A 23439-nucleotide genomic window follows, 5' to 3' on the forward strand; every position below is an offset into this window, starting at 1 on the left:
TGGACCTCTTATCAATTGAGGTACCAATAAAGAGCTAAGAGAATCATGCCTAACTGATTAAAAAGTGGAAAACTTGTCTTCTGCTCAAGCCATATTCTGATGTTTTAACTCGCTTTGTTACCCTCTGCGACAATATGCCGCACCTGCCACACTGAGATGCTCTTTATAATGCAGCGCAATTAATCCAAGTGAATGGAAGACAATAAGATGGCTGCAAATTCTGCGTATTTATCTCACCCGTTTAAAACTTCAGTAATTTCCTCATCCCTCGCAATCGCCATGGGTTTATCACTAGCGCCACAGGCCATGGCTGACGACAGCGAATTAGCCAATATTGAACGCTTAGAGGTCCATGGCCAACAGACCGAAAACCGTAACGCCTTAGGTTCGGCTGAAAATCTACTGAAAGGGCAAGGAGTCGATTTCTCCGAAGCGGGCGGCGTATCGGCCCTACCTATCCTCAATGGCATGATGGGCGATCGCATCAAAGTGCTGGTCGATGGTGCGGACATTACTGCCTCCTGTGCAAACCAAATGAATCCACCGCTGTCCTATATTTCCGCCAATCAAGTCACCGCAGCCGAAGTGATTGCGGGCGTATCGCCAGTCAGTGCCGGTGGCGACAATATTGCGGGCGTGATTAAGGTTAGCAGCCTTAACCCTAAATTTGGTGAAAGCGATAGCATCAAGTGGAATAGCGGTGATATCTCAACGGGATATCGCAGTGTGAGCGACACCTTGCTACTCGGCACCAATGCCACAGTTGCCAGCAAAAATGTCAGCCTTAGCTATCAAGGCGCCTATGAAGATGCCAACAGCTATAAAGATGGCAATGGCGATAAAGTCATAGATACTCTATACCGCGCACAAAACCATGCACTGACAGCCGCATGGCGCGATGAGACTCAAGAAGTTGCCATCAAATTGACCCACCAAAATATTCCATTCCAAGGTTTTGCTAACCAATATATGGATATGACGGATAACAAGAGTTACGGTGCCCTCGCCCGTTATCAACTCAAACTCGACGATGACGGTGAATTCAGTGCCCAAGTAAACTGGCACGGCGTGAAACACGAGATGGGCTTTTTCACCCCAGAAAAAACCGGCAAGATGCCAATGAACACTGAAGGTGATGACTACAGCTATCAACTACACTGGCGTTTGCCAATGGGTGATGACAGCACCTTACTGGTCGGCCAAGAATACTATAGCTACCAGCTCGACGATGTTTGGCCTGCGGTGCCTGGCACTATGATGGCGCCCAATGACTACATCAACATCAACGATGGTGAACGCCGCCGCGCCGCCGTTTATGGCGAATGGCAGCAAGATTTAAGTCAAAGCTGGTGGTTATCGGCGGGCGTTCGCTTTGAGTATGTCACCACCAATACAGGTGAAGTCCAAGCCTATAGCAACATGCCTATGATGGGCATGCCCAATGTCGACGCAGAAGCGGCAAAAGCCTTTAATGCGATGGACAGAAAACGTGATGATAATCTTATCGATGCCACCTTACTGGCACGCTATCAATTATCGACCAATCAACAACTTGAGTTTGGTTTAGCCCGCAAGAATCGTGCACCTAATCTGTACGAACGTTACAGCTGGGGCCGCGGCACTATGGCGACCACTATGATAGGTTGGTATGGTGATGGTAATGGTTACGTAGGTAATCCGGATCTTAAACCAGAAACCGCCCATACCCTGAGCGCAGCCTACAAATATAACGATGATAGCTGGCAAGTCTCGACCACAGCTTGGTACACAGCTGTGACTGACTATGTCGATGCCGAAGTCATTGGTAGCTTCAATCGCACCAGTTCGCCTGATGGCAAACGCAATATTCTCCAATTCACTAACTTAGATGCCAATCTCTATGGCGCACGTTTTAATGCGCTCTACCAGTTTGCCGAAACCAGCACAGGTAAATGGCAAGTGTTAGGCAAAGTGAATGTAACCCGTGGCGAGCGAGATGAAGGTGATGAACCTTTATATCAAATCAAGCCGTTGCAAACTGAGCTGGCACTGCAACATCAGTTAGGTCAATGGGAAAACAGTCTTTCATGGCAATGGGTTGCGACCAAAGATCGCGTAGATGACCGCCGCCTTGAAAATGAAACCGACAGTTACTCCTTGCTCAATTTGAACAGCAGTATGAAATGGCAGGATCTGACTGTCACCTTCGCCGTGAATAACCTGTTCGACAGCTACTATGAGCTGCCACTGGGCGGCGTAAGTGTAGCGGAATTTAAGGCCGATAATACCTATGGCTTTAACCAAATTGCCGGTGCAGGTCGCTCGTTCGAACTCAGCGCAAGCTATGCATTTTAACGACTGATTTTAAAGGCACTGTTTTTAACAACATCGTTTTTAACCACATGGTTTTTAACGGCGCGGATTTTTAGGCCGAACAGCTCTAATCCGAACGTTAAACAAAAAGGGCAAGCAGATTAAGTGATTAATCGCTTGCCCTTTTTATGCTCAAACCACATTCATGCTACCAAGACTAAAATACTAGCACTAAAGCACTGAGACGACTTAAGCGCGCTATGCAGCACGGCGAAACGAGTGAGACTATGGATTAGTTACCCGCAATCTTCATTTCAGATAACAAGATACCGCCGGTACGAATCGATGAGCGCAAATCAAAATCCTTACTCACGGCTTGCACGCCACGGAACATCTCTTTTAAGTTACCCGCAATAGTGATCTCTTCCACTGGATATTGGATCTCACCGTTTTCAACGTAGAAACCCGCCGCACCACGGGAATAATCGCCCGTTACCATGTTCACGCCTTGGCCCATGACTTCGGTCACAATCAAACCTGTGCCCATGTCTTTCACCAATTCGTCGAAGGTTTGGCCAGTGTGGCCGAGCGTCCAGTTATAAATACCGCCCGCATGGCCCGTGTTGGTTAAGCCTAACTTGCGCGCCGAGTAACTGGTCAGCAAATAGGTTTCTAACATGCCGCGGTCAATAATGCGTCTGTCTTGGGTCGCCACGCCTTCACTGTCGTAGTTCGCGCTTGCCAATGCGCCCAGTAAATGCGGCTGCTCTTCGATATTAAACCAATCGGGGAAGATTTGGGTGTTGATCGAATCCAATAAGAAACTGGATTTACGGTATAAACTGCCACCGCTGATCGCTCCGATAAAGTGGCCGATTAACCCTGTGGCGATATCTGGCGCTAATAAAATGGGTAAACGCGTCGTAGCGATCTTGCGCGCACCGAGGCGGCTTACTGTCTTCTCGGCGGTCTTTAAACCTACCGTTTCAGGTGCAAGCATCTCGCTGAATTTACGGGCGATAGTGTAATCGTAATCCCGTTGCATATTGCCTTCGCTATCTTCACCGATCACGCTGCAACTCAAGCTATAACGCGAGCTGCAATAACCGTTTAAGAAACCGTGGCTGTTGCCATACACTTTAACCGCAGTGTGAGCATTGGCACTGGCGCCGTCGGAATTATTGATACGTGGATCGGCATCGAGCGCCGCAGTTTCGGCGCGGATCGCCAGTTGCGCTAACTCATCGGGGGAAATATCTTGTGGATAATACAGTTGAAGATCGCGGATCTGATTTGCCATCAAGGCTTTATCGGCAAGACCACTGAATGGATCGGGAGAAGTATAACGGGCGATATCGTCGGCCGCTTTCACCGCTAAGGCGATGGCCTCTGGACTTAAATCCGACGTCGATGAACTGCCCTTGCAACCATCGCGGTAAACCGTAATTCCTAAGGCACCATCTTTATTAAATTCAACGGTTTCAACTTCTTTTAAACGGGTAGAAACCGACAAACCTTGTTGTTTACTGATCGCCACTTCGGCAGCGTTCGTTCCTAATTTGTTGGCATATTCCAGCGCCACGGCCACCGCATCTTTCAGCGCGCCCAATTCACTATCGATTCTGTTCAAAGACACAAAGCTACTCTTTCGTTGTCGGCAATTGCCGTAGCATAACAAACACAAATCCCATTCACATTAATTATTAGTGCCGGACTATGGGCTAAGGCACATTCACCTAGGCGATTTTTGGCTGGAGATGTTATTATTAGCCAGTTATTTACTTGAGGTTTTATCTATATGAAGATTGTTGGTGATTCAGAACATTTTAAACAGCCCTACGACATAGATGAAGATTATGTCAGCAGCAAAACAACGGACAAGCGTGATAGCGAAGCCGTGCAAAAAGTCGGTATGGAGCTTGTTTCACTGAGCAAGACTCAGCTAGATAAAATCGAGCTGGATGAGTTTTTGTACGACGCTATCCTGCAAACACGCAAAATCAAAGTCAATACTGAGGCGTATCGTCGCCACATGCAGTATATCGGCAAATTGATGCGTAATTTTGATATTGAGCCAATCAAGGCTTCACTCGCTATCGTGTTGAATAAAAACAACAACGAGACCGCTAAGTTACAAATGTTCGAAAAAATGCGTGAACGCTTACTCACCCAAGGTGATGATGAGATTCAAACTGTCGTCGAGCATTATCCGCAATTAGACAGACAAAAACTGCGTACTTTGGTGCGTCAAGCCACCAAAGAACTGGCCAAAGGCCCAGAATCAAAATCATCTAAAGAGCTGTTTAAATATCTACGCAGCGAAATCCAAGACTAATTAACTTCAGCCCCACAAGGATGTTGCTTATGCGACTTAGCAAAACGTTATCGGTATTTTCTTGGGCATTACTGGGCGCATTAGCGCTCAGTGGTTGTAATGGCGCAGCTGATGGCACCGACACTGGCGGAACAACAGACAGCTACAGCTTAACGCTGGGCTATAAAACTGTAGTTAACGGCAAGTGCGCCGATGCAACCACCAATTTAAGCTTTGCCTCCGATACGAGTTTTTGTGCCGTCGCTACCTTAAAAAAGGGTTCGAGTAAACTTAGCGGCCAACTGATTAGCTTCGCTGCGACCTTAGGTACTGTTGCGCCAGCAACAAAACTCACCAATGCAGATGGCGTTGCTGAAGTCATCATTTCTAACCCGACATTAACAGCGGAAGCTGGTACGGTAACGGCGAGCTATACGCCGCCTGATGCAGACGCATTAACTGCAAGCCGTAACTACGAGTTCGTTGGTTCAGGCAATGGCAACACCATTGAAACACCCAAACTCAGCGCCAGTATTTTAAGCAGCTCAGCCTTAGTCACTCGCTTTAAAGTCGATGAGTCGGTGCAATTACAAGCCATATTGCTCGATAGCGAAAGCAAAGGTATCGAAGGCGCTAAAGTCACCTTTACTGCAGGTTCAGCGGCGCTCAATCCTGCCAGTGCACTGACCAACACTCAAGGTATTGCGCAGGTACCCTATACGCCAAGTGCAACTGAATTAGGGGCAAATGCCTTAACGGTCACGGTGGACTATCAAGGTCAATCGCTGCAAACCAGCAGTTTGTATGAAGTGTTGAGTAAAGATGCCGTCAATCAAGAAGGCACGCTGAAACTCGGCTCATTCAATGGTGCAGTCTTTACCGAAGGTCAATTGGCGAGCACCTTAACGGCCGATGCCAATGGCAAATATAAAATCAGTGCAGGCGGTAGTTTTGGTGTAAGTGCAAGTTTAGTATTAGAGGCCAATGACGGTACTATTACCCGAGTCCAAACACCCTCTTCCATCAGCTTTAGCTCAGATTGCACCAACAGCAATAGTGCGACACTCGATACCCCAGTTACGACTTTATCGGGTAATGCGAGCTCGACCTTCCAAGACACAAGTTGCAGTGGCAACAGTGAACGTAGCGACCAAATCATCGCCACGACAGTGGCTGGCAACCAGACGCTAACGGCGAATTTCCCGTTCACACTGCAACGCCAAACGCTTGCTAGCTTAAGTTTTGAGTCGGCAGAGCCTGCACAAATTCGCATCAAAGGTGCGGGCGGCACAGGTTCAAGCGAATCCTCTTTAGTCAGCTTCAAAGTCACCAGCGCCAATGGCCAACCCGCAGCGCAACAGAATGTCAGCTTTACCTTAGATACGGTTGTCGGTGGTTTAAGTTTTGCCAATGGCACTGCGAATGCGCAAAGCCTGACTAACTCCCAAGGTATCGCCAGTGTGCGCGTATTATCCGGTACAGTACCCACGCCAGTGCGCGTAGTCGCTACTGCAGTTGATACTGATACTAAAGAAGTCATCACTAGCCAATCGGAGCAACTGACCGTCAATACCGGCTTGCCGCAACAGCTTGGATTTAGTTTAGCGACGAGTAATGCCAACCCTGAAGCGGGTAATATTGATGGTGAGAAAGTCACAGTGACAGCAAGACTGTCTGATAGTTTTGGCAACCCTGCGCCCAATGACACAACAGTTAACTTTACCAGTGAAGGTGGCCAAATAGAGCCAAGCTGCTTAACTCAAAATGGTGTCTGCAGTGTGACTTGGACATCAAGCGATCCAAGGCCTCAAAACCATCGCATAACAGTATTAGCCTACGCTTTAGGTCACGAAACCTTTTTCGACACCAATGGTAACAACCAATTTGATACAGCCGATGGTAGTGCCATTGCAAAAGCTTGCTTGATAAATGGCGTTCCTGTGGCTTGCAGTGGTAACGGCTTAGATATTGAAACCTTTCATAGCTCAGGCTTTAGCGATCTGCCGACAGCCTTTCGCGATGATAACGAAAACTTCGCCTATGATAGTGGTGAACGCTATTTCGATAACCTCGCTAGCGACACCTATAAAGGTGCCGATGGCAAGTTTAATGGCCCTCAATGTCAAGGCGCACTCTGCGGGACAGGACAAGCGAATAAGACTTATGTTCGTAAAGCAGTTGTGATGATAATGTCTGGCTCAAAAGCTTATTTCTCCCTATGGCAAGATGGTGTCAAAGTATATGAAGATCGCCTAGGTCAAAATATTCTCAACAATCTTGAGTCTTTAACGGCAATTCCTGCAGGGCAAACATCCGAATTTACCGTAAAGTTCTACGACAGTGCCGATCAAATTATGCCCTCTAGTACAACGCTTAATATCGATGCGGATAAAGGGGAATTGCTATCAACGACCTATACTGTCCCTAAAACAAATAGTGCAAATGCAGGCTTGACGGACTTTTCCCTCAAGAATACTGAAACCGCTAGCAGCCAAGTGGTACTAACTGTGAATACACCAAGTGGCGTTGAAACCTTGCTTAAGTTCAATGTGTTGCTGCAATAATAACGAACTGATAGATAATAAAAAGACCCGCGAATGCGGGTCTTTTTATTGGAAGATTTTATTAGAGGATGACAACCCACGCCCCTTCGATCTACTACACATCTTTAGTTATAGCTGTGCATCTATGAGCCATGACTCTCACTAATTTTATAACTCTTAATTTTATAGCTCTACTGCACGGCGTAAACGGAAACTCCGTAAAGCCAAATACAATGCTCCCACAGCCGCCCATATAAGCCCCAGCTCTAATGATTGTGACTCTAAGTTCACCCAAAGCACACCAATAGTGCCGGCGCCACACAAGGGTAATACTAAGTATTGTAAGTGGTCTCTAAAAGATTTATTACGCTGCTCCCTTAGATAAAACTGCACAATCACGGATAAATTCACGAAGGTGAACGCCACTAAAGCGCCAAAATTCACTAAGGCTAAGGCCATTTCCAAATCAAATGAGACGGCAGACAGCGCAAGCGCACCCACCAACAAGACATTAAATGCAGGGGTTCGCCATCTAGGATGGATATAAGCAAACCCTTTACGTGGCAACATATTATCCCGCCCCATCACATATAAAATCCGTGCAACCCCAGCATGGGCAGCCATACCGGATGCCAATACGGCAACTGTGGTCGCGACTAATACGATGGACTGGAATAGATTACCACCCACATAGAGTGCAATTTCAGGCAATACCGCATCAAGCTGTTGAAAGCGGGAAATATCGGGGAAATAGAGCTGCAAAAAATAAGACACTCCAACAAAAATCACGCCACCGAGCAAAGCCGTCAACACAATCGCGCGAGGAATAACACGTTGAGCATCTTTAGTTTCTTCAGTCAGTGAACTTAACCCGTCAAAGCCGAGGAAGGAGAAACACAGAATCGTCGCCCCTGTGAATAATGGCGCCATCGCCATATTATCGGCATAAAATGGTCGCACACTCGCGACGACACCTTCGCCTTCACCGAAGGAAATGCTATAGGCCATTAGACCAATGAACACCACAATAATGGCGATCTGTGCAAACACTATCACCCCATTAAAGTTCGCGACGAGATCAATCCCCTTGAGATTAAGCAAGGTCATTATGGTCACAAGAGCGAAAATAAAGATCCAAGGTTCGACGCTGGGAAACATGGCGGTTAAATAGATTTTTGCGAGCAACATATTGATCATTGGCATAAACATATAGTCCAGCAGCGATGACCAACCCACCATAAAACCAACATTCGGGTTAAAGGTTTTTTGAGCATAAGTGTAGGCTGAACCCGCATAGGGATATTTACGTACCAAATGACCGTAACTAAACGCGGTAAATAAAATCCCCGCCAATGCGAATAGATAAGACGTAGCCACATGGCCAGAGGTGATCTCGGAAACAATACCAAAGGTGTCAAAAACGGCCATCGGCGTGAGATAGGCAAGCCCCATCACCACCACTTGCCATAAGTTGAGGGTCTGCTTCAAACCTAGATTTTGTTGGCTCATCAGCACACCCCCATTGTACAGGGTTGAACACCTAAGCACGCATCTGCAATTAGTTTTTTCTTGCGGCTAACCGTCTGCACTCTAGGTTTAATGGCTAACGCAACAACTTGATTTACAACAACTACCGACAATCCGGTACACAACAGCCCCATTGGTCTTTCCTCAGTAAAATAGGTTCAACTGAACCTCATATCATTTCCGGATGTTTACCGGCCTCAATTGTTTTAAAACACATACGCCATAAATAAAAAATAACCGAGATACTGAGTATCTCGGTTATTTTTTCGGCGCGCATTCTCCCCCAAAACCAACAAGAAGACAACCCAATAAAAATATTAAGTGATCCGCAATCTGTGATGGCTTAGTGAAAAACGACAGAATCCAAGTACAAGACTTGATATCAGCTCACGATCCTTAATCTGCTTTAATCAGAACCAATATCTCCCTTTGTCGATACATTAGAAGAATCACCAGCAGCACTGCGCAGCAAGGTTTGTAATTGTTGTAGCTCGAGTCTGATGGCTTTCAACTCCTCGTGCATTTGTCTTTGTTCCTGCTCCAAGACTTGTTTGTCCCGCTCACGCTCTAATGCATGCTCTTCGTCACTGAAGGTTTGCATGGTATTGACGATAATCGCAATAAACAAATTTAGCATAGTGAAAGTAGCCACCAGAATAAATGGCACGAAAAATACCCAAGCATAAGGGTAAACTTCCATCACTGGCCGCGAAATTCCCATAGACCAGCTTTCAAGCGTCATTATTTGAAATAGGGTATAAAACGAATCAGCAATGGTGCCAAACCATTCCGGAAACGTACCCCCAAAGATTTTGGTGGCGATCACCGCAAACACATAATAAATCAACAGTAATACCGTGGCGATCGATGCCAATCCTGGAAGTGATCCCAACAGAGCTGACACGACCCGTTTCATTGATGGCACAATTGTTAACACTCTCAGCACCCGCAACACCCGTAGCGAACGCAGTACAGCCAGAGGCCCAGATGCAGGGATCAGTGCAATCACTATCACGGTAAAATCGAACACACTCCAAGGGTCTTTAAAAAATTTCCCCCTGTAGGCATAAATCCGCAGCAATAACTCCACGACAAATACACTCAGCAACACCTTATCAAGACTCATCAACAAAGTACCGTATTGCGCCATCAGGCTGGCTGAGGTCTCCATACCTAACTGCACCGCGTTGATTAAAATCAATGTCAAAATAAAATGACCAAACCAGTTTTGCTCAACCAAGCTAATCACTCGTGCCTGCAAACCCGTTGGTGCGTTAAGTAAAGATGTACTCATGTCGACTCCTATAATCACAATTGCGGCGATTGTAGCGAGTGCGCTTTCAGATGCCCAGTTTTTACGGTGGGTTAAATAACAACAGGGTTAAATGCAGTGGATTGAGCAAGATTTAGATAATATGAACAGCAACTTTTATGAGGGGGTGGGTAAAACATCATTACGTCCTCAGTAAACGATTAACACTCGCCAATAAATATAAATCTAAGGTATCGCTAAAAACTAATGGGTATCAATCAGCAACAACTTCGTTCTTCGCTTAATCCCTAACATCGCTAGGCCGAAAAAGACCGCAAATAAGCCCCATAGTTGCAGCCATTTTGGCATCACACTCGCCCAACTTGCACCCATTTGATTGAGTTCTAGCATACCCATAATCGCGGGTACGGCAGGAATAAACTGTGAGCCGAGTACTAAAGGTTCTGGGATCAGTGCTATCGGCCACACAAAACCTGACACGAATAGAATAGGCATAGAGATCAGCAGTAGCACTTGGGTGGGTAAATCGCGGCGGGTGAACAAGGTACTCATGGCAACACCTGCAGCGGCGGTAGCCAGTAAAAACGGCAATAACCACAGCGCAACTAAGCCAAGGCTCGCTTGAATACTCACGTTATACCAGTGATAACAATAGCCCACATAAAAGCTGGTAAAGAAGATATAAATCAACATGAAAGCAAGAATACGACCACAGACTAATTGCACCGGTGACACCTGCTGCCAATACCCTTTATGCCGCCATTGCCCAGCCCCTAAAATGCCAGTACCTATGAGTAAGGTTTGGTGCAAAATCAGCAAGAACAGTCCAGGTACTACATAGGGCGTATAACCTAGGCTCTGGTTAAAAGCAGGCACACTGTTAAGATGAAGCGAGTTTAAACTCTCTTGGGCCTGCTTAGGATTTTGTCCTTGAGCAAGCATGCCAATCAATTGCACTTGTTTTCCCGCATCCATTCCAGCGCTAACTAAGCCTTCAACAACCGCGGAATAAATCAAAAAGTAACTAGCATCACCGCCATAGCTTAGCGTCACACCTTTACCGAGCAATAAATCGCGGCGGAATCCTTCAGGGATCACGAGTAAGCCGTGGGCTTTACGCGTCTCAATAAAACGCTTCGCCTCGGTAATCGAACCGACTTGACCTATGACTTGAATTTTTGCGCTGGCATCGGCATGACGGATCAATTGACGGCTTAGGGAAGAATGATCTAAGTCCACCACGATCAGTTGTTGCTCGGTCGGCACTTGATTCAGATAGGGCAAAGGATACAAAACCGAATAAAATAGTACACCGCCAAATAAGGTCACAGCGATCGCTTTATCGCTAATAATGGCCTTAAATTCAGTGAGGATCAGTCGCCACAGACTGAGCTGACGTGGTGTGTTTGCGTGTTCGCTATTGGATAAATTCATCCTATTGCCCCTTCGCAGATATAGCTGCGTCCGAGTCATAAACCGTCACTGAAGCATTGGTGTTAACTGTGGTAGGCAGTAATTTACGCGACAGGAAATATATCAAAGGTATCAGACAGATAAAGCCCCAATAACTGGTGATTTGGCTCGCCACACTTGGCCAAGTGGCGCCATAACTCACGATACTAACATGGGACTCAATATAATGGCTCGATGGCATGATAAGTCGCCACCACTGGGCTAATTGCGGCATTTCGTGAGTCGGGAAAGTAATGCCCATAAAAGCAAACGCTGGCGCAAATAAAGCGGTACAAAAGCTGATGACCCGCGCACTGTCACGCATCACTACAAATATTAATAACACTAAGCTCCAGACTGCCAATAACATGACTAATTGCGCGAGCAATAATAGGGCTAAACTCCCCGCCATCGGCAGAGCAAGATACAAATACAGCCAAGCTAAAATAAAGCCGCCCTGCAGCATCAATATCGGCGTAAACAGCACCATTTTCGCCCACACCTTAGGCCAAAAATGTTCAGTTAAGAGATTCGACATGCCATCGGCCTGAGTGGTCGGCGCTAAATGCAGCTCTCGATTTAAGCTGTTTGCCATCACTAACATAGATAACAACTGCCACAGCGCAATCAGCACTGGCGGTACTAAGAAACCTATGTAGTTGTTATTTCGGTTAAACAAGGCTGTTGTTTGGCTTTTGACTGGGCTTAAATTCACTGCGACTTGGGATTTCGGTGTACCATTTGCGAGCTGCTTTAAACCCGCCACTTGCTGTAATCCGTCGCCTAAACTCAGCTGAATTTGGCTTGAGAGTAACTTACCCACCAGCAAAAATTGACTGTTGTAGCGCACATCAATTGTAGGCTTATGGCCTGTAAGTAAATCCTTTTTCATATCATAGGGAAAAACCACAATAGCGTAGACTTTCGCCTGTTGCATCGCGCTTATCGCCGAGGATAAGTCGGTAAAACTTTGCGGATCGGTAACTGGGTTTGCCTTAAGCTGACGGGTCAACATGCGGCTCAATTGACTATGATCTTGGTCAACAATCGCCACGGGCAGTTGCCTTGGCAGACCTGCACTGAACAACCACCATAAGCATAAAATCCCCAGTAGTGGAATATAACTTATCAGCGCTAACTGCCAAGGGTCATGCCATAGGGCACGCAGCTCACGACGAACTAACGCTGTGAGCAACGCCATAAAGCTTATGCTCGATGGCTGTGATTCGCCCTTAATCATGTCCGCCGCGTTGGCGTGAGGCGTACGTTCAGTCACGACTTTTACTCACTGCGCAGCAGCACAGACATGCCGACACGCAGATCGGTAATCGGCTGGTTTGGACGCAATTCCACCTCAAAGGTACGCATATCAAAATCATGGCCACTTTCAGTCGAACGCCAAGTGGCAAACTCACCCATCACACTGATATGGGACACAGTAAAATCCACATCCTGCCCGAGTGCCGGAATCGTTAATTGAATTGTTTGACCTTTTTTGAAACGTTTAAGTTGGTCTTCTCGCACTTGGAACACGGCCCAAGCATCCTGCATATCAATCAAACTGACAATCGGAAAACCACTGGGTGCCAATTCACCCGCCTGTAACAGCACGTCGCTGATCTCACCCGATTTAGGTGCGCGCATTTGGCTATCTTCCATAATGGCGCTGACTTCTTTCACTGCACCTTCAGCCTTACGGGCATTACCTGCTGCAGCCACTTTGGTTTCCGTCCGCGCGCCTTCTTCTGCCATTTGATACATGGCTAAGGCAGCTTGTTCTGTGTATTTTGCAGCTTGCCATTGGGTAAAGGCTTCATCGCGTTTTTGTCTTGCCGCCACACCTTCGTTAAATAAATTTTCGACTCGGGTATAAGTGGTTTTAGCGAGCGTTGCCGCCGCCTGCGCCTTGAGCCATTGCTCCTTGGCTGCCATCACTTCTTGACTGCGAGCACCGTTGTTGGCTTCTAGCTGCATCGCCTTAGCGGCATCACGGCCACCTTCGGCCTGCATTAACTTTGCATCTAGCTCAGGACTGCGGATCGCGAATAATAAATCCCCTTGGGCCACACTATCACCGCGGCGCACGAGCACTTGCTCGACTCGGCCTGGCACCTTGGACGAAACATTGTACTCACGGGCTTCAATCTGGCCCTGCAACAAACTCGGCTGCGGGCTATAAGCGAGCTTAAGTCCATAGGCTAAGATAAGGCCTAATGCGACCAACGCCACAAGGGCAAGTATTCTGTTAGCGCGCATTGTTTGTCTCCTGCACTTGGGTAGGGGCTGTGGTACGACCGATAAATTCATCTAGTTGACCACTAATGGCCATTAATCTGGCATAGGCTTGCACGTAACGATAACGGGCAGCCAATTGCTGAGTTTTCACTGCGCTCAGTTTCAGTTCCGCATCGACTCTGTCGATAGAGGTTGAAAGCCCTTGATTAAAGGCGACTTCCCTAAGACGCAGGTTTTCAATAGCAAGTTCGAGCGAAGTATCGAGCGCCGTCACTTCTTCCTCGGCCTGTAATAATTGGCGATAGCTTTGATCCACCAGCAGGCTCAAGTCTTGTTTAGTTTGTGCCTTGGTATAACGAGCTTGTAAGAGTGCACTTTTCGCCGCTTCGACCTTACCGCTACGACCATCGCGGCTGATCAGTGGCACATTGACCCCAACCCCAACCATCCAGTCAGGTGTGATGCTCGTCAAGAGTGTGTCTTCTTCATACAAGGTGTAGTTACCGAAGAGGAAAACCGTTGGATGGTATTTACCTTTTTCCAACGCTATTAAACCGTTCGCTTGCGTTTCTTTCGCTTCGAGCAATTTGAGCGCCGGATGTTGACTCAGAGTAATTTGGCTGAGTTGAGCGAATGAAGGAGCCTGCGGCAATACAAATAAGGGAGAATTTGTGCTCACCTGACTTTGCTGTAGCATACGTGCCAGCGCGATCACTGCCATTTCGTGTTGCCGACGAGCACTGCCTAAATTGACTTTAGCATTATCTAGGGCGACCTGCGCATTGAGGCGCTCGACCTTAGCAATTTGCCCTTCGCGCTCTAGTGCTAAAGCATGATCAACATGCTTAGCTAACGAGCCAACCAGATCAGTCTGAGTATTCACCAATGCCAACGTCACATCGACAGCGTAATATCTATCCACCAGCAAGGTAAATAAATCACGCGTTGCCAATTGTAATTCTTGTTGCTTCTCGGCCACCATAGCCGCGTGTATACCTTGAGCCGCAGTGATCTGTCCGCCCGTATAAATCGGCCACATTGCCTGTAAGCTGGCGCTAAAAATATCTTGTTCACTTAAGGGCAGCGGCGGAATACCCGCAATAATGCCGCCAAGCGATGGCGGGATAGAAATCACAGAATTTAATTCTTTCAGATCAAACTCAATCGGTTTATCCAAATGAATATAGTTACCGCGAATGTCTAATGAGGGCAAATTTAAGCTCTCGCCCGCCTCTTGTTCACCCTTAGCGCGGTTAACTTCCTGCGATTGCGCTTGCAACTTGTCGCTCACCTTCAGCACTTGCTGCCAAGCATCAGTAAAGCTAATCGGCTGAGCATAGCCAGCCGAAGGCAATGATAATAGGCACAGCAATACCACACGTGATAGTTTCATTAACACCTCTAGAGTAGTTACTCTAATTTCCTTTGCGAATGATAACATTCATGGTGGGCAGCGACTAGAACCCATAAGCGTAAGGTTCTAGGTTTTATGCTGTTCCGCCCACGGTAAGCTTATCGAGTTTTAGGGTCGGTTGACCCACACCCACAGGCACACTTTGACCATCTTTACCACAAACGCCCACACCTTGATCTAAAGCCATATCGTTACCGACCATAGAAATCTGGCTCATAGCCTCAGGGCCATTACCGATTAAAGTGGCCCCCTTAATGGCTTGAGTCACTTCACCATTTTCAATCAAATAGGCTTCGGATGCTGAGAACACAAACTTACCCGAAGTGATATCGACTTGGCCACCACCAAAATTAGGGGCGTAAATCCCCTTCTTCACTGACTTAATAATCTCACTGGGATCAGACTCACCGGCCGTCATATAAGTATTGGTCATACGTGGCATAGGCAAATGCGCGTAGGATTCGCGGCGACCGTTACCCGTTGGCGCAACACCCATTAAGCGAGCATTGAGTTTGTCTTGGATGTACCCCTTTAAAATACCGTCTTCAATCAATACGGTTCTTTGGGTTTGTACACCTTCATCGTCGATGCTGAGTGAACCACGACGATTGGGCAAGGTGCCATCGTCGACCACAGTCACTAACTTAGACGCAACTTGCTGACCAACCTTGCCGCTAAAGGCACTGCTGCCTTTACGGTTAAAGTCGCCTTCTAAACCATGTCCAACCGCTTCGTGGAGCAATACACCGGGCCAGCCATTACCTAATACCACTGGCATTTCACCCGCAGGTGCATCGATGGCATTTAGATTGACCTGCGCTTGACGCACGGCTTCGCGGGCAAAGGCGAAACACATAGGTAAACCAGTGTCATCGCTTGCCATTAAAACACCGTAGTCATGACGACCACCACCACCGGCGCCGCCACGTTCACGTTTACCGTTTTCTTCCAAAATCACGCTACAGTTAAAACGCACCAGAGGACGGATATCGGCCGCAAGAGTGCCATCACTCGCAGCAACGAGGATTTCTTCGTGCACACCAGCAAGGCTAACCACCACTTGAATAATCCGGCTATCTAGACTGCGAATAAAAGCATCGGCTTCTTTCAGCAGGTTGATTTTTTTGACTTCTTCCATCGCCGCAATCGGATCTAAGCTGTCGTATAACGCCAATGCTTTTTGACGTTTAAAGGCTTGTACCTGAGTCTGCTCACCCGCACTAGCAATGCCACGGGCAGCCTGTACTGCAGCGCTTAAGGCGGCAGGAGTGATGTCGTCGGCATAGGCAAAACCCGTTTTCTCACCGCTGATGGCCCGCACGCCCACACCGCGTTCAATATGGAAACTACCGTCTTTGATGATGCCGTCTTCCAGCACCCAAGATTCGTGGCGACTACCTTGAAAATAGAGATCGGAATAATCGATTTTGTGCTGATGTATGGTGTTTAGATAGGTTTGCAGGCCATCTAACGCTAACCCATTCTTCAATAAACTTTGCTCTACTTGTGCTAAAAATGGCATCTATGCTCTCTTTGACCCCAAGGGATCTTGATATTCTGAGTGTAAATTCGGTGTACTAATTCTATGTGTTAATGCTGCATATCGACTCAAACGCAAATTCAGCATTTCAACTCATCTGCTGGCTATTGGCGCATTATTTCAAGCTTGGTTCAAGGAAACGATTATGCTGCATGACGGGCATTTTACTGCGAATACTGTGCAGTTCGGTTAAGTCGACCTCTGCCTGTACCCAACCTGTACCGGTTTTGAGTTCAGCCAAAATATTCCCCCAAGGACCGACTATCATGCTCTGCCCCCAGGTTTCTCGGCTCCCTTCATTATGCTGCCCCCATTGCGCCGCTGCGAGAATCACACATTGGGTTTCAATCGCTCTTGCCTGTAACAATACTTGCCAATGGGCTTCCCCCGTCACCTTAGTGAAGGCAGAAGGAACAGTAATAATCTCAGCCCCCGCAAGGCGCATCGCCCTAAACAAGTCGGGAAAGCGTAAATCATAACAGATGGTTAAGCCAATTTTGCCAAAAGGTGTATCAATAACACTAATGTGATCACCGGGGCAGAAGGTTTCGCTCTCGCGATATTGTTTTGTACCATCGGCAACATCCACATCAAAAAGGTGCAGTTTATCGTAATGCCCTAAAGTATCACCTTTATCATCAAACAGATAACTGCGGCTATAGACACGACCATCCTCAGCCAACACCGGAATAGTCCCCGCGACCATAAACACCCGATACTTGGCGGCCAGTGCACTTAACGCCGATTTGAGCGGACTCTGATGGACATCGCCCGCATAAGCAAGTTGCTGACTTTCATGGCCACCAAACAGTAAACTGCATTCGGGTAACACGACTAAATGGGGCGCATCGGCATCCCGTTTGAGTTCGTTAAGCTGCGATTCGATAAACTGCAGATTGGCGCTGACGTCGCGACTGCTCTGACATTGCAACAGGCTGATGTGCATTCTGCTCTCCCTGAATTTGCTTAATCGGTTCTACTGCTGGTTGATTCTCTGGTGTGGCAGGCGTGTTCGGCGCTTCAGGCGAAGGCGTCGCTTGAGGTTGCTCCCGCTTTAAATCGAGCGCTTTAATTTGATCTGTTGCTGGCTTTAGCTCTTCTGACTTTGATTCTTCAGATCTGGCCTCTTCAGGCTTAACGTCTTGTGGCTCGAGCGCTTCTGGTTGTGTTGCTTGAAGCTGTTGCTCAGATTTAGCGTTGCTTGGTTTGACTTCAGTTGACTGAGCTTCAGTTAACTTAGTTTCAGTTGGCTTAGCTTCTGTTAATTGAGCCTCGGTCGATTTAGTCTCTACCGGCTGAGTGATATCGGCGTTATGACTCGCGGCTTCGGTCGGCACCGCTGGGCGCTCAACGCCAACCACAGGTAAAATAGATTCTGGAATTTCAATCTCTTTACTCTTTCGCTCTAACTCTTCGACCACAGGCTCAGCCATAGTCCCAGTCACCCGAAAACGAATTTCTGAAATCACTTCAATCACAGGCTCAAGCACTTTTGTTAGGGCAAAGGCCCCCAGACCCAGTGTCCAAGCGCTGGTACTGAGCAATACGACAGTCGGCACACTTGAGGCCAACTGCGGCACAAAGCGGATATCGTAATTCAAACTTTCAGTGGTGAGATCCGTATAGCCACGCACCTTCATATTACCCGCGATGGCATCCATTTCAGTGTCAGTGGTTTTCACCACGCCATTATCAATCTGCAAATTGCCATTGAAAGAATTGAAATACATGCCCTGACCGAAGACATCGGTGAAATCCAGCGACAGTTTACGCACCAAAGAATCTAAACTGAACAGGGAGAAAATCCGTGCGCCCTTGTCACTCACCTGAGATAAGTGGCCTTTGCCTAAGTTGAATTTCACCTTGCCATTTAAGGTTTCGAGGGAGAAGGCATAGGGAGCACCTTGCCAAGATAAGTCCGCATTAACCTTCAAGGGGGCTTCATTAACGCCAGGCTCTATACCCAATTGAGCAGATAGATAACTAAACTGAGTGGCATTTAACTCAACACTGAGGTCAGTTTTATTCTGTCCAGCCAGTTGCTGCCAAATGCCACTGCCCTGCAAATTGACATTGGGCGTAGTCAAAGACAATGTTTGAATCTTATATCCTGCCGCTTGTGGGCTCGCCTGCAAAACAAGCTTTCCAAAGGATTTATCGAAAAAACGAAAATCTTCCACATTCACTGCCACGGGCGGTAAGTTAGTGAGCACTTGATCACTGGCAAAATCGGCATCCGTGTTCGACTTTACCTTAGGTGAAAAATAAAATTTATTCGCCACAACTTTGAGACCTTGAGTTTTCCAATTTGGATAGAAATCGATCCAACCGTCAAATTCGTTGGCAACGGTATTAAAACGCCATCCCGTCTCGTTAGGCTTAGCATTAAGCCTAAGCTCCGTCAGTTCTTGCCCTAAAAGATCGAGCCGACCGATATGAGAATCGATACTCGCCACCGCGGGGAATAAACTTTTATGTGGAATATCATCAACTAAAATGCCCGTTTTCGGTATTTTCTCTTGACCAACAAAGGCATTAATCACAGGTAACCATTCGGCTAATTTGGCCTTACCGAGATCGATTTGAATATGACCTTGTTCCGTATTTCTGGCTTCATCCTCATCAAATAAACGCCCCAATAACAAGTCAAAATAACTAAAATTTGCACCTTTATCGGCATCAAAACCACCGATAAACTCGGCATGACTGGCAAGTTTGACATCGAGCGTCGCATTATCTTGATCACCAACAAACTCAGCGACTAAAGGTCGTGGTTCATTTTCGGGTTTAGCAAAGTATCCTGGAAGTAACAGTTGCGTCCCCAGCATATCCGAAGTCACTTTGGCTTGGATTTGATAACCTTGCTCAGTAAATAGCATAGTCATAGCACCGTCCCAACTGATTTTTCCTTGATAAAAATCACTCAAGGGATTGTGCAATTCATCGGGGAGACGGCTGAGATCCCAACGACTTTTCAGCGAAAGATTAAGGCCAAAATCTTTACCTTTAGGCTGAGCGTCGAAAGTTAAACTGAGCGGTTGTTCGAACAAGCGCGCTTTAATGCCTTTTCCTGTCACAACCTCATTCGCAAAGTCGACTACACCAGTCACGCCATGAAGTTGAAGCCCTGGCTGAGCAATATATACAGGCGTATTATCAAAACGGATTTGACCACGAATATCTTCAGCTTCACCTTCATACAGTGGAATGCTGATGTCTAAAGTGCCAGTAACAGCACCTTGCACTTGCACGACATCTAAGGTTTTGCCTACTGAGCTCGCCAAAGGTGAGGCTTGTAACACCTTAGTCGCCGCACTGCCTTGAGTAGCCAGTTCGGCTTCAATCCTTAGCAGCGTCTGTTCACCAATGGCGGGAATAAATACATGGGCACCTGTGGCATCCACATTCATCAGTTTGCCTTGGTTTAACCAAAGATCCATACGGGTATTTTCAAACAAAGCGTTAAGGGACAGATCTGTGACCGCTGGCCAGTCGGGTTGAAACTGAAATTGGGCATCTGTTAAGGTAAATGCTGCCTGAAACACGCCGCTATTATCGTCGAAGGGAAAACCACTTAACGAACCACGCCAAACAACTTGCGCATCTTGGGTCTGACCCGCTTTAAGCCCAGTATCCAAATACTCAGCCAGTGATTCACCCATCGCCTTATTGGGGAAATACTTGTCGGCATTAGCCACATTGTTGATACGAACATTGGCCGCCAGCGCCATGTGTGCAGCACCGCTAAAGTCCAAATTCAATGCCGCATCAACACCGATATCTTCGTTTTCAAGCTGCAACTGAGGCACATTTAAACTCAGATGTTCAGTATCGAATTGACCATCAATTGGCGCACCATTGAACACTAATGGCGCCGAAAATTCATCACCAAAATCAAGAGTGTACACTTGTTCAGGTAGAGAGAAATACAACGTCTTATCTTGCCAGCGCAGGTTCACATCTACAGGATGAGTATTGGGAATACCGTCAACCTTCTGCCAATGCAACTGCTTCACTTCGGTACTGGCGAGCAAAGGCTGGTCGGCTTTTTGATACAGGCGGATTGGTCCAATATTCGCCTCGGGAGCTAACGCATGCCATTGACGTAATACGGCTCTATCGACTCCAGGAAATAGCGGCAGCAGCGGCAATAGACTCTGAGTATTAACTTGATTCACATAGGCAAATAATTCATCGTTTTGACGCTTCGCGGCCAGCGTTAATGCCGGCCAATGCTCACCATTGGTGACAAAATCCAGTCCTGAACTTTGCACTTCCCAACCCGTCTCCTTTGGCTGCCAGACAATATCGCCCGCTTGAATTTCAAATTTCTGCGGCTCTTGCTTTAATGTCCATTGCAGCCAGCTCGGCTCAAAATGAACCATAGCAGAACTGATGCTGCGGTCGGCAAACGTAAGCCAAGCCTTAAGATTGACAACCCCTTCTAAGGGTAACTTTTGAGTGGAATCATAGGGATTAGGCTGACGTGAAGCCCATTCACCTAAATCCAAAGAGTTAGCCGCCAAATAAATCTGCCCAGTCAAACTGTCGGGATTTGCACCATCGCCCTTGATATCTAACTGTAATCCGAGAGACTCATGCTTAGAGGCATTATCATCGAGATACAGTTCCCCTGCACCGCGGTGACGTTCACCCTGATTGCGCCAGTTCAAATGACGGATATGGATCGGGCGAAACTCTTGGTGCATGCTCAGCAATTGCACTGTGGCATTGGTTAAGGAGAATCTATCGAGTTGTTTGAGTAACAGGGCATAAAGCCAATCGAGTTGCGGGGCTTTATTAATTGTGGCGGGATCGTTCTCGGTAAGCTTATCCATGTCTAAAGCGACATGGACACCCTCAAAATTGACATCTTCGATTCGTGGGGTGAGCGTGAGCAGCGATTGCCAAAAATCTAACTTCACTTGTACGTTCTTGATCATCAAGGTCACAGGCAGTTGTTCCTGTGGCGGGATCACTAAGTCATCGATGTTAATTGCAGGACCAAATGCCTGCCAATGGGCGGATAACTCCCCCACTTGCACATCGACTTTATATTCGCTTTTTACGTAATTCACCAGTTGCTGGCGAACTTCATCAACCTGCGGTAATAAACCACGGATCAAACTGACGGCAAGCGCAAACAAGACCAAAATAAGCGCCAGAAATTGCCAACAAAAACGGCTAAATTTTTTTGCAGTAAAAAACGTAGCCACTACATCATCACCACATCGTATTTGTGCTGTGAGTACATAGGCTCATTTTGCAAACGGATGCGTTTACCTATGTAAACCTCAAGTTCAGCAATAAGATGATTATCATCGGTATGCAGACTTTGATACACGGCAGGCGAACAATACAACAAGAACTCATCAGCATCGTAGGCACGGTTTAAACGGATTATTTCGCGAAAGACCTCATAGGAAACCGTCTCGACTGTCTTCATGCTCCCCGTGCCATGGCAGGCCGGACATTCGCCACAGACGACATGCTCTAAACTTTCTCGGGTACGCTTACGGGTCATTTCGACTAGACCTAACCCCGAAAAACCACTCACATTGGTTTTCACCCTGTCTTTAGACAAAGCGCTGGTTAAGCTACTAAGAACACGAGCCTTATGATCCGCCGTCATCATGTCGATAAAATCGATAATAATGATGCCGCCGAGATTACGCAGACGTAACTGCCTCGCTATCGCTTGGGTCGCTTCGAGGTTGGTATTAAAAATGGTTTCTTCAAGATTCCTATGCCCCACAAAGGCGCCGGTATTGATATCCACAGTCGTCATGGCTTCGGTTTGATCTATGATCAAATAGCCACCAGACTTGAGCTCGACTTTACGGCCGAGTGCACGTTGAATTTCGTTCTCCACATCGTAGAGATCAAAAATAGGCGCAGGTCCTGAATAGTGCTCAATCTTATCGGCAATCTCTGGCATAAACTCCTGCGCAAAAGACTGCAACTCGGCAAAAGTGCGGCGAGAATCCACTTGAATACGGTCCAGCTCAGTACCGACAAAATCACGCACAATGCGCACAGGTAAGGCTAAATCTTGATACAGGAGCGACACACCACTGCGTTTACGTCGCTCACTCACCTTTGACCAAACTCGGCGTAAAAATGCCGCATCTTGGGATAACTCATCTTCCCCTACGCCTTCGGCGGCGGTGCGGATAATAAAACCACCGTCATCATCAACATAGGGCAAAGTAATTTGTTTGAGGCGACTGCGTTCTTCTTCTAGTTCAATACGCTGGGAAACACCAACATGGCTAGAACCTGGCATAAAGACTAAATAACGGGAAGGCAGCGTGATATCGGTCGTTAGGCGTGCGCCCTTAGTCCCCAGCGGATCTTTAACCACTTGCACCATAATGTCTTGCCCTTGACGGACTAACTCGGCGATATCACGAACAACGAAATGACCTTTCTCAACATCGGCGACACACTCAGTGTGCGGTACTATGTCGGACGCATGTAAAAAAGCCGCTTTATCTAAGCCAATATCGACAAAGGCGGCTTGCATACCGGGTAACACACGGCTGATTTTACCTTTGTAAATATTACCCACTAAACCCCGTTTCATCCGGCGTTCAATATGGACTTCTTGCAGCACACCATGCTCAACTAAAGCAACGCGCGCCTCAGATGGAGTTACGTTGATCAGTAATTCTGAACCCATCTTGCGCTGTATTTTATTTGGATTTAAGCGACTGGTATTCACGACTCACCCCATTCGGGAAACTAGATTAATTAATCGAAGTTACAAACTCTCTAAGCATGAAAACCGAATAAAGGAACAAGGTCAACGTCATTGGAGTACTCGATTCAGAGCCCTAAACGCCAATA

General features: G+C 47.1%; 14 protein-coding genes. 3 read left to right on the top strand and 11 right to left on the bottom strand.

Annotation, left to right across the window (positions count from 1 at the left end; translation table 11 throughout):
* The first annotated feature begins 207 nt into the window (after nucleotides 1-207).
* Nucleotides 208-2334 (top strand): TonB-dependent receptor, encoded by a 2127-nt coding sequence (locus tag KO533_RS08705; RefSeq protein WP_219253724.1) that lies wholly within the window; start codon nucleotides 208-210, stop codon nucleotides 2332-2334.
* A gap of 250 nt (nucleotides 2335-2584) precedes the next feature.
* Here the strand turns inward: KO533_RS08705 and pmbA are convergent, their stop codons facing one another.
* Nucleotides 2585-3928, bottom strand: coding sequence for a metalloprotease PmbA (gene pmbA / locus KO533_RS08710; RefSeq protein ID WP_105251299.1), 1344 nt, complete (start codon nucleotides 3926-3928; stop codon nucleotides 2585-2587).
* A 162-nt stretch (nucleotides 3929-4090) separates the two neighbouring features.
* Between pmbA and yjgA the strand changes: the two genes are divergently transcribed.
* Both yjgA and KO533_RS08720 read left to right on the top strand, forming a co-directional pair.
* Complete coding sequence (gene yjgA, locus KO533_RS08715) at nucleotides 4091-4627, top strand: ribosome biogenesis factor YjgA (RefSeq protein ID WP_105251298.1); 537 nt, start codon at nucleotides 4091-4093, stop codon at nucleotides 4625-4627.
* Nucleotides 4628-4656: 29 nt separating this feature from the next.
* A complete protein-coding gene (locus KO533_RS08720; protein WP_219253726.1) occupies nucleotides 4657-7170 on the top strand; it encodes an Ig-like domain-containing protein in 2514 nt (837 codons plus the stop codon).
* A gap of 162 nt (nucleotides 7171-7332) precedes the next feature.
* Here the strand turns inward: KO533_RS08720 and KO533_RS08725 are convergent, their stop codons facing one another.
* The 10 genes from KO533_RS08725 to rng form a co-directional block, all read right to left on the bottom strand.
* Nucleotides 7333-8658, bottom strand: a complete 1326-nt coding sequence (locus KO533_RS08725; RefSeq protein WP_105251296.1) for an APC family permease — start codon at nucleotides 8656-8658, stop codon at nucleotides 7333-7335.
* 424 nt (nucleotides 8659-9082) lie between these two features.
* A complete protein-coding gene (locus KO533_RS08730) occupies nucleotides 9083-9970 on the bottom strand; it encodes an ion transporter (RefSeq protein ID WP_219253728.1) in 888 nt (295 codons plus the stop codon).
* Nucleotides 9971-10192: 222 nt separating this feature from the next.
* Entirely contained in the window at nucleotides 10193-11383 is a 1191-nt protein-coding gene (locus KO533_RS08735) for an ABC transporter permease (RefSeq protein WP_219253730.1), read from the bottom strand.
* 1 nt (nucleotide 11384) lies between these two features.
* Nucleotides 11385-12602, bottom strand: coding sequence for an ABC transporter permease (locus KO533_RS08740; RefSeq protein WP_107404873.1), 1218 nt, complete (start codon nucleotides 12600-12602; stop codon nucleotides 11385-11387).
* A gap of 80 nt (nucleotides 12603-12682) precedes the next feature.
* Entirely contained in the window at nucleotides 12683-13657 is a 975-nt protein-coding gene (locus tag KO533_RS08745; RefSeq protein ID WP_107402716.1) for an efflux RND transporter periplasmic adaptor subunit, read from the bottom strand.
* Nucleotides 13647-15029: a TolC family protein gene (locus KO533_RS08750; protein ID WP_219253731.1), complete on the bottom strand. Its 1383-nt coding sequence runs from the start codon at nucleotides 15027-15029 to the stop codon at nucleotides 13647-13649. Before KO533_RS08750 ends, KO533_RS08745 begins: the two co-directional genes overlap by 11 nt.
* 94 nt (nucleotides 15030-15123) lie before the next feature.
* Nucleotides 15124-16572 (bottom strand): metalloprotease TldD, encoded by a 1449-nt coding sequence (gene tldD, locus KO533_RS08755; protein WP_113940074.1) that lies wholly within the window; start codon nucleotides 16570-16572, stop codon nucleotides 15124-15126.
* A gap of 133 nt (nucleotides 16573-16705) precedes the next feature.
* On the bottom strand, nucleotides 16706-17536 hold the full coding sequence (locus KO533_RS08760) for a carbon-nitrogen hydrolase family protein (RefSeq protein ID WP_219253733.1): 831 nt from the start codon (nucleotides 17534-17536) through the stop codon (nucleotides 16706-16708).
* On the bottom strand, nucleotides 17460-21806 hold the full coding sequence (locus KO533_RS08765) for a YhdP family protein (protein WP_219253735.1): 4347 nt from the start codon (nucleotides 21804-21806) through the stop codon (nucleotides 17460-17462). The genes KO533_RS08760 and KO533_RS08765 overlap by 77 nt, the downstream gene beginning before the upstream one ends.
* The gene (gene rng, locus KO533_RS08770) at nucleotides 21806-23272 is read right to left on the bottom strand and encodes a ribonuclease G (RefSeq protein WP_168825804.1); all 1467 of its coding nucleotides are present in this window, start codon (nucleotides 23270-23272) and stop codon (nucleotides 21806-21808) included. The genes KO533_RS08765 and rng overlap by 1 nt, the downstream gene beginning before the upstream one ends.
* Between the last annotated feature and the right edge of the window lie 167 nt (nucleotides 23273-23439).

It is taken from the genome of Shewanella sp. NKUCC05_KAH, assembly GCF_019345585.1.
In the GTDB taxonomy this organism is placed as follows: Bacteria; Pseudomonadota; Gammaproteobacteria; order Enterobacterales; family Shewanellaceae; genus Shewanella; species Shewanella oncorhynchi.

Coding starts and splice junctions, on each gene's coding strand:
- KO533_RS08705 (WP_219253724.1), top strand. CDS start 208: ATGGCTGCAAATTCTGCGTATTTATCTCACCCGTTTAAAACTTCAGTA.
- yjgA (WP_105251298.1), top strand. CDS start 4,091: ATGAAGATTGTTGGTGATTCAGAACATTTTAAACAGCCCTACGACATA.
- KO533_RS08720 (WP_219253726.1), top strand. CDS start 4,657: ATGCGACTTAGCAAAACGTTATCGGTATTTTCTTGGGCATTACTGGGC.
- KO533_RS08725 (WP_105251296.1), bottom strand. CDS start 8,658: ATGAGCCAACAAAATCTAGGTTTGAAGCAGACCCTCAACTTATGGCAA.
- KO533_RS08730 (WP_219253728.1), bottom strand. CDS start 9,970: ATGAGTACATCTTTACTTAACGCACCAACGGGTTTGCAGGCACGAGTG.
- KO533_RS08735 (WP_219253730.1), bottom strand. CDS start 11,383: ATGAATTTATCCAATAGCGAACACGCAAACACACCACGTCAGCTCAGT.
- KO533_RS08740 (WP_107404873.1), bottom strand. CDS start 12,602: ATGGCGTTGCTCACAGCGTTAGTTCGTCGTGAGCTGCGTGCCCTATGG.
- KO533_RS08745 (WP_107402716.1), bottom strand. CDS start 13,657: ATGCGCGCTAACAGAATACTTGCCCTTGTGGCGTTGGTCGCATTAGGC.
- KO533_RS08750 (WP_219253731.1), bottom strand. CDS start 15,029: ATGAAACTATCACGTGTGGTATTGCTGTGCCTATTATCATTGCCTTCG.
- tldD (WP_113940074.1), bottom strand. CDS start 16,572: ATGCCATTTTTAGCACAAGTAGAGCAAAGTTTATTGAAGAATGGGTTA.
- KO533_RS08760 (WP_219253733.1), bottom strand. CDS start 17,536: ATGCACATCAGCCTGTTGCAATGTCAGAGCAGTCGCGACGTCAGCGCC.
- rng (WP_168825804.1), bottom strand. CDS start 23,272: ATGGGTTCAGAATTACTGATCAACGTAACTCCATCTGAGGCGCGCGTT.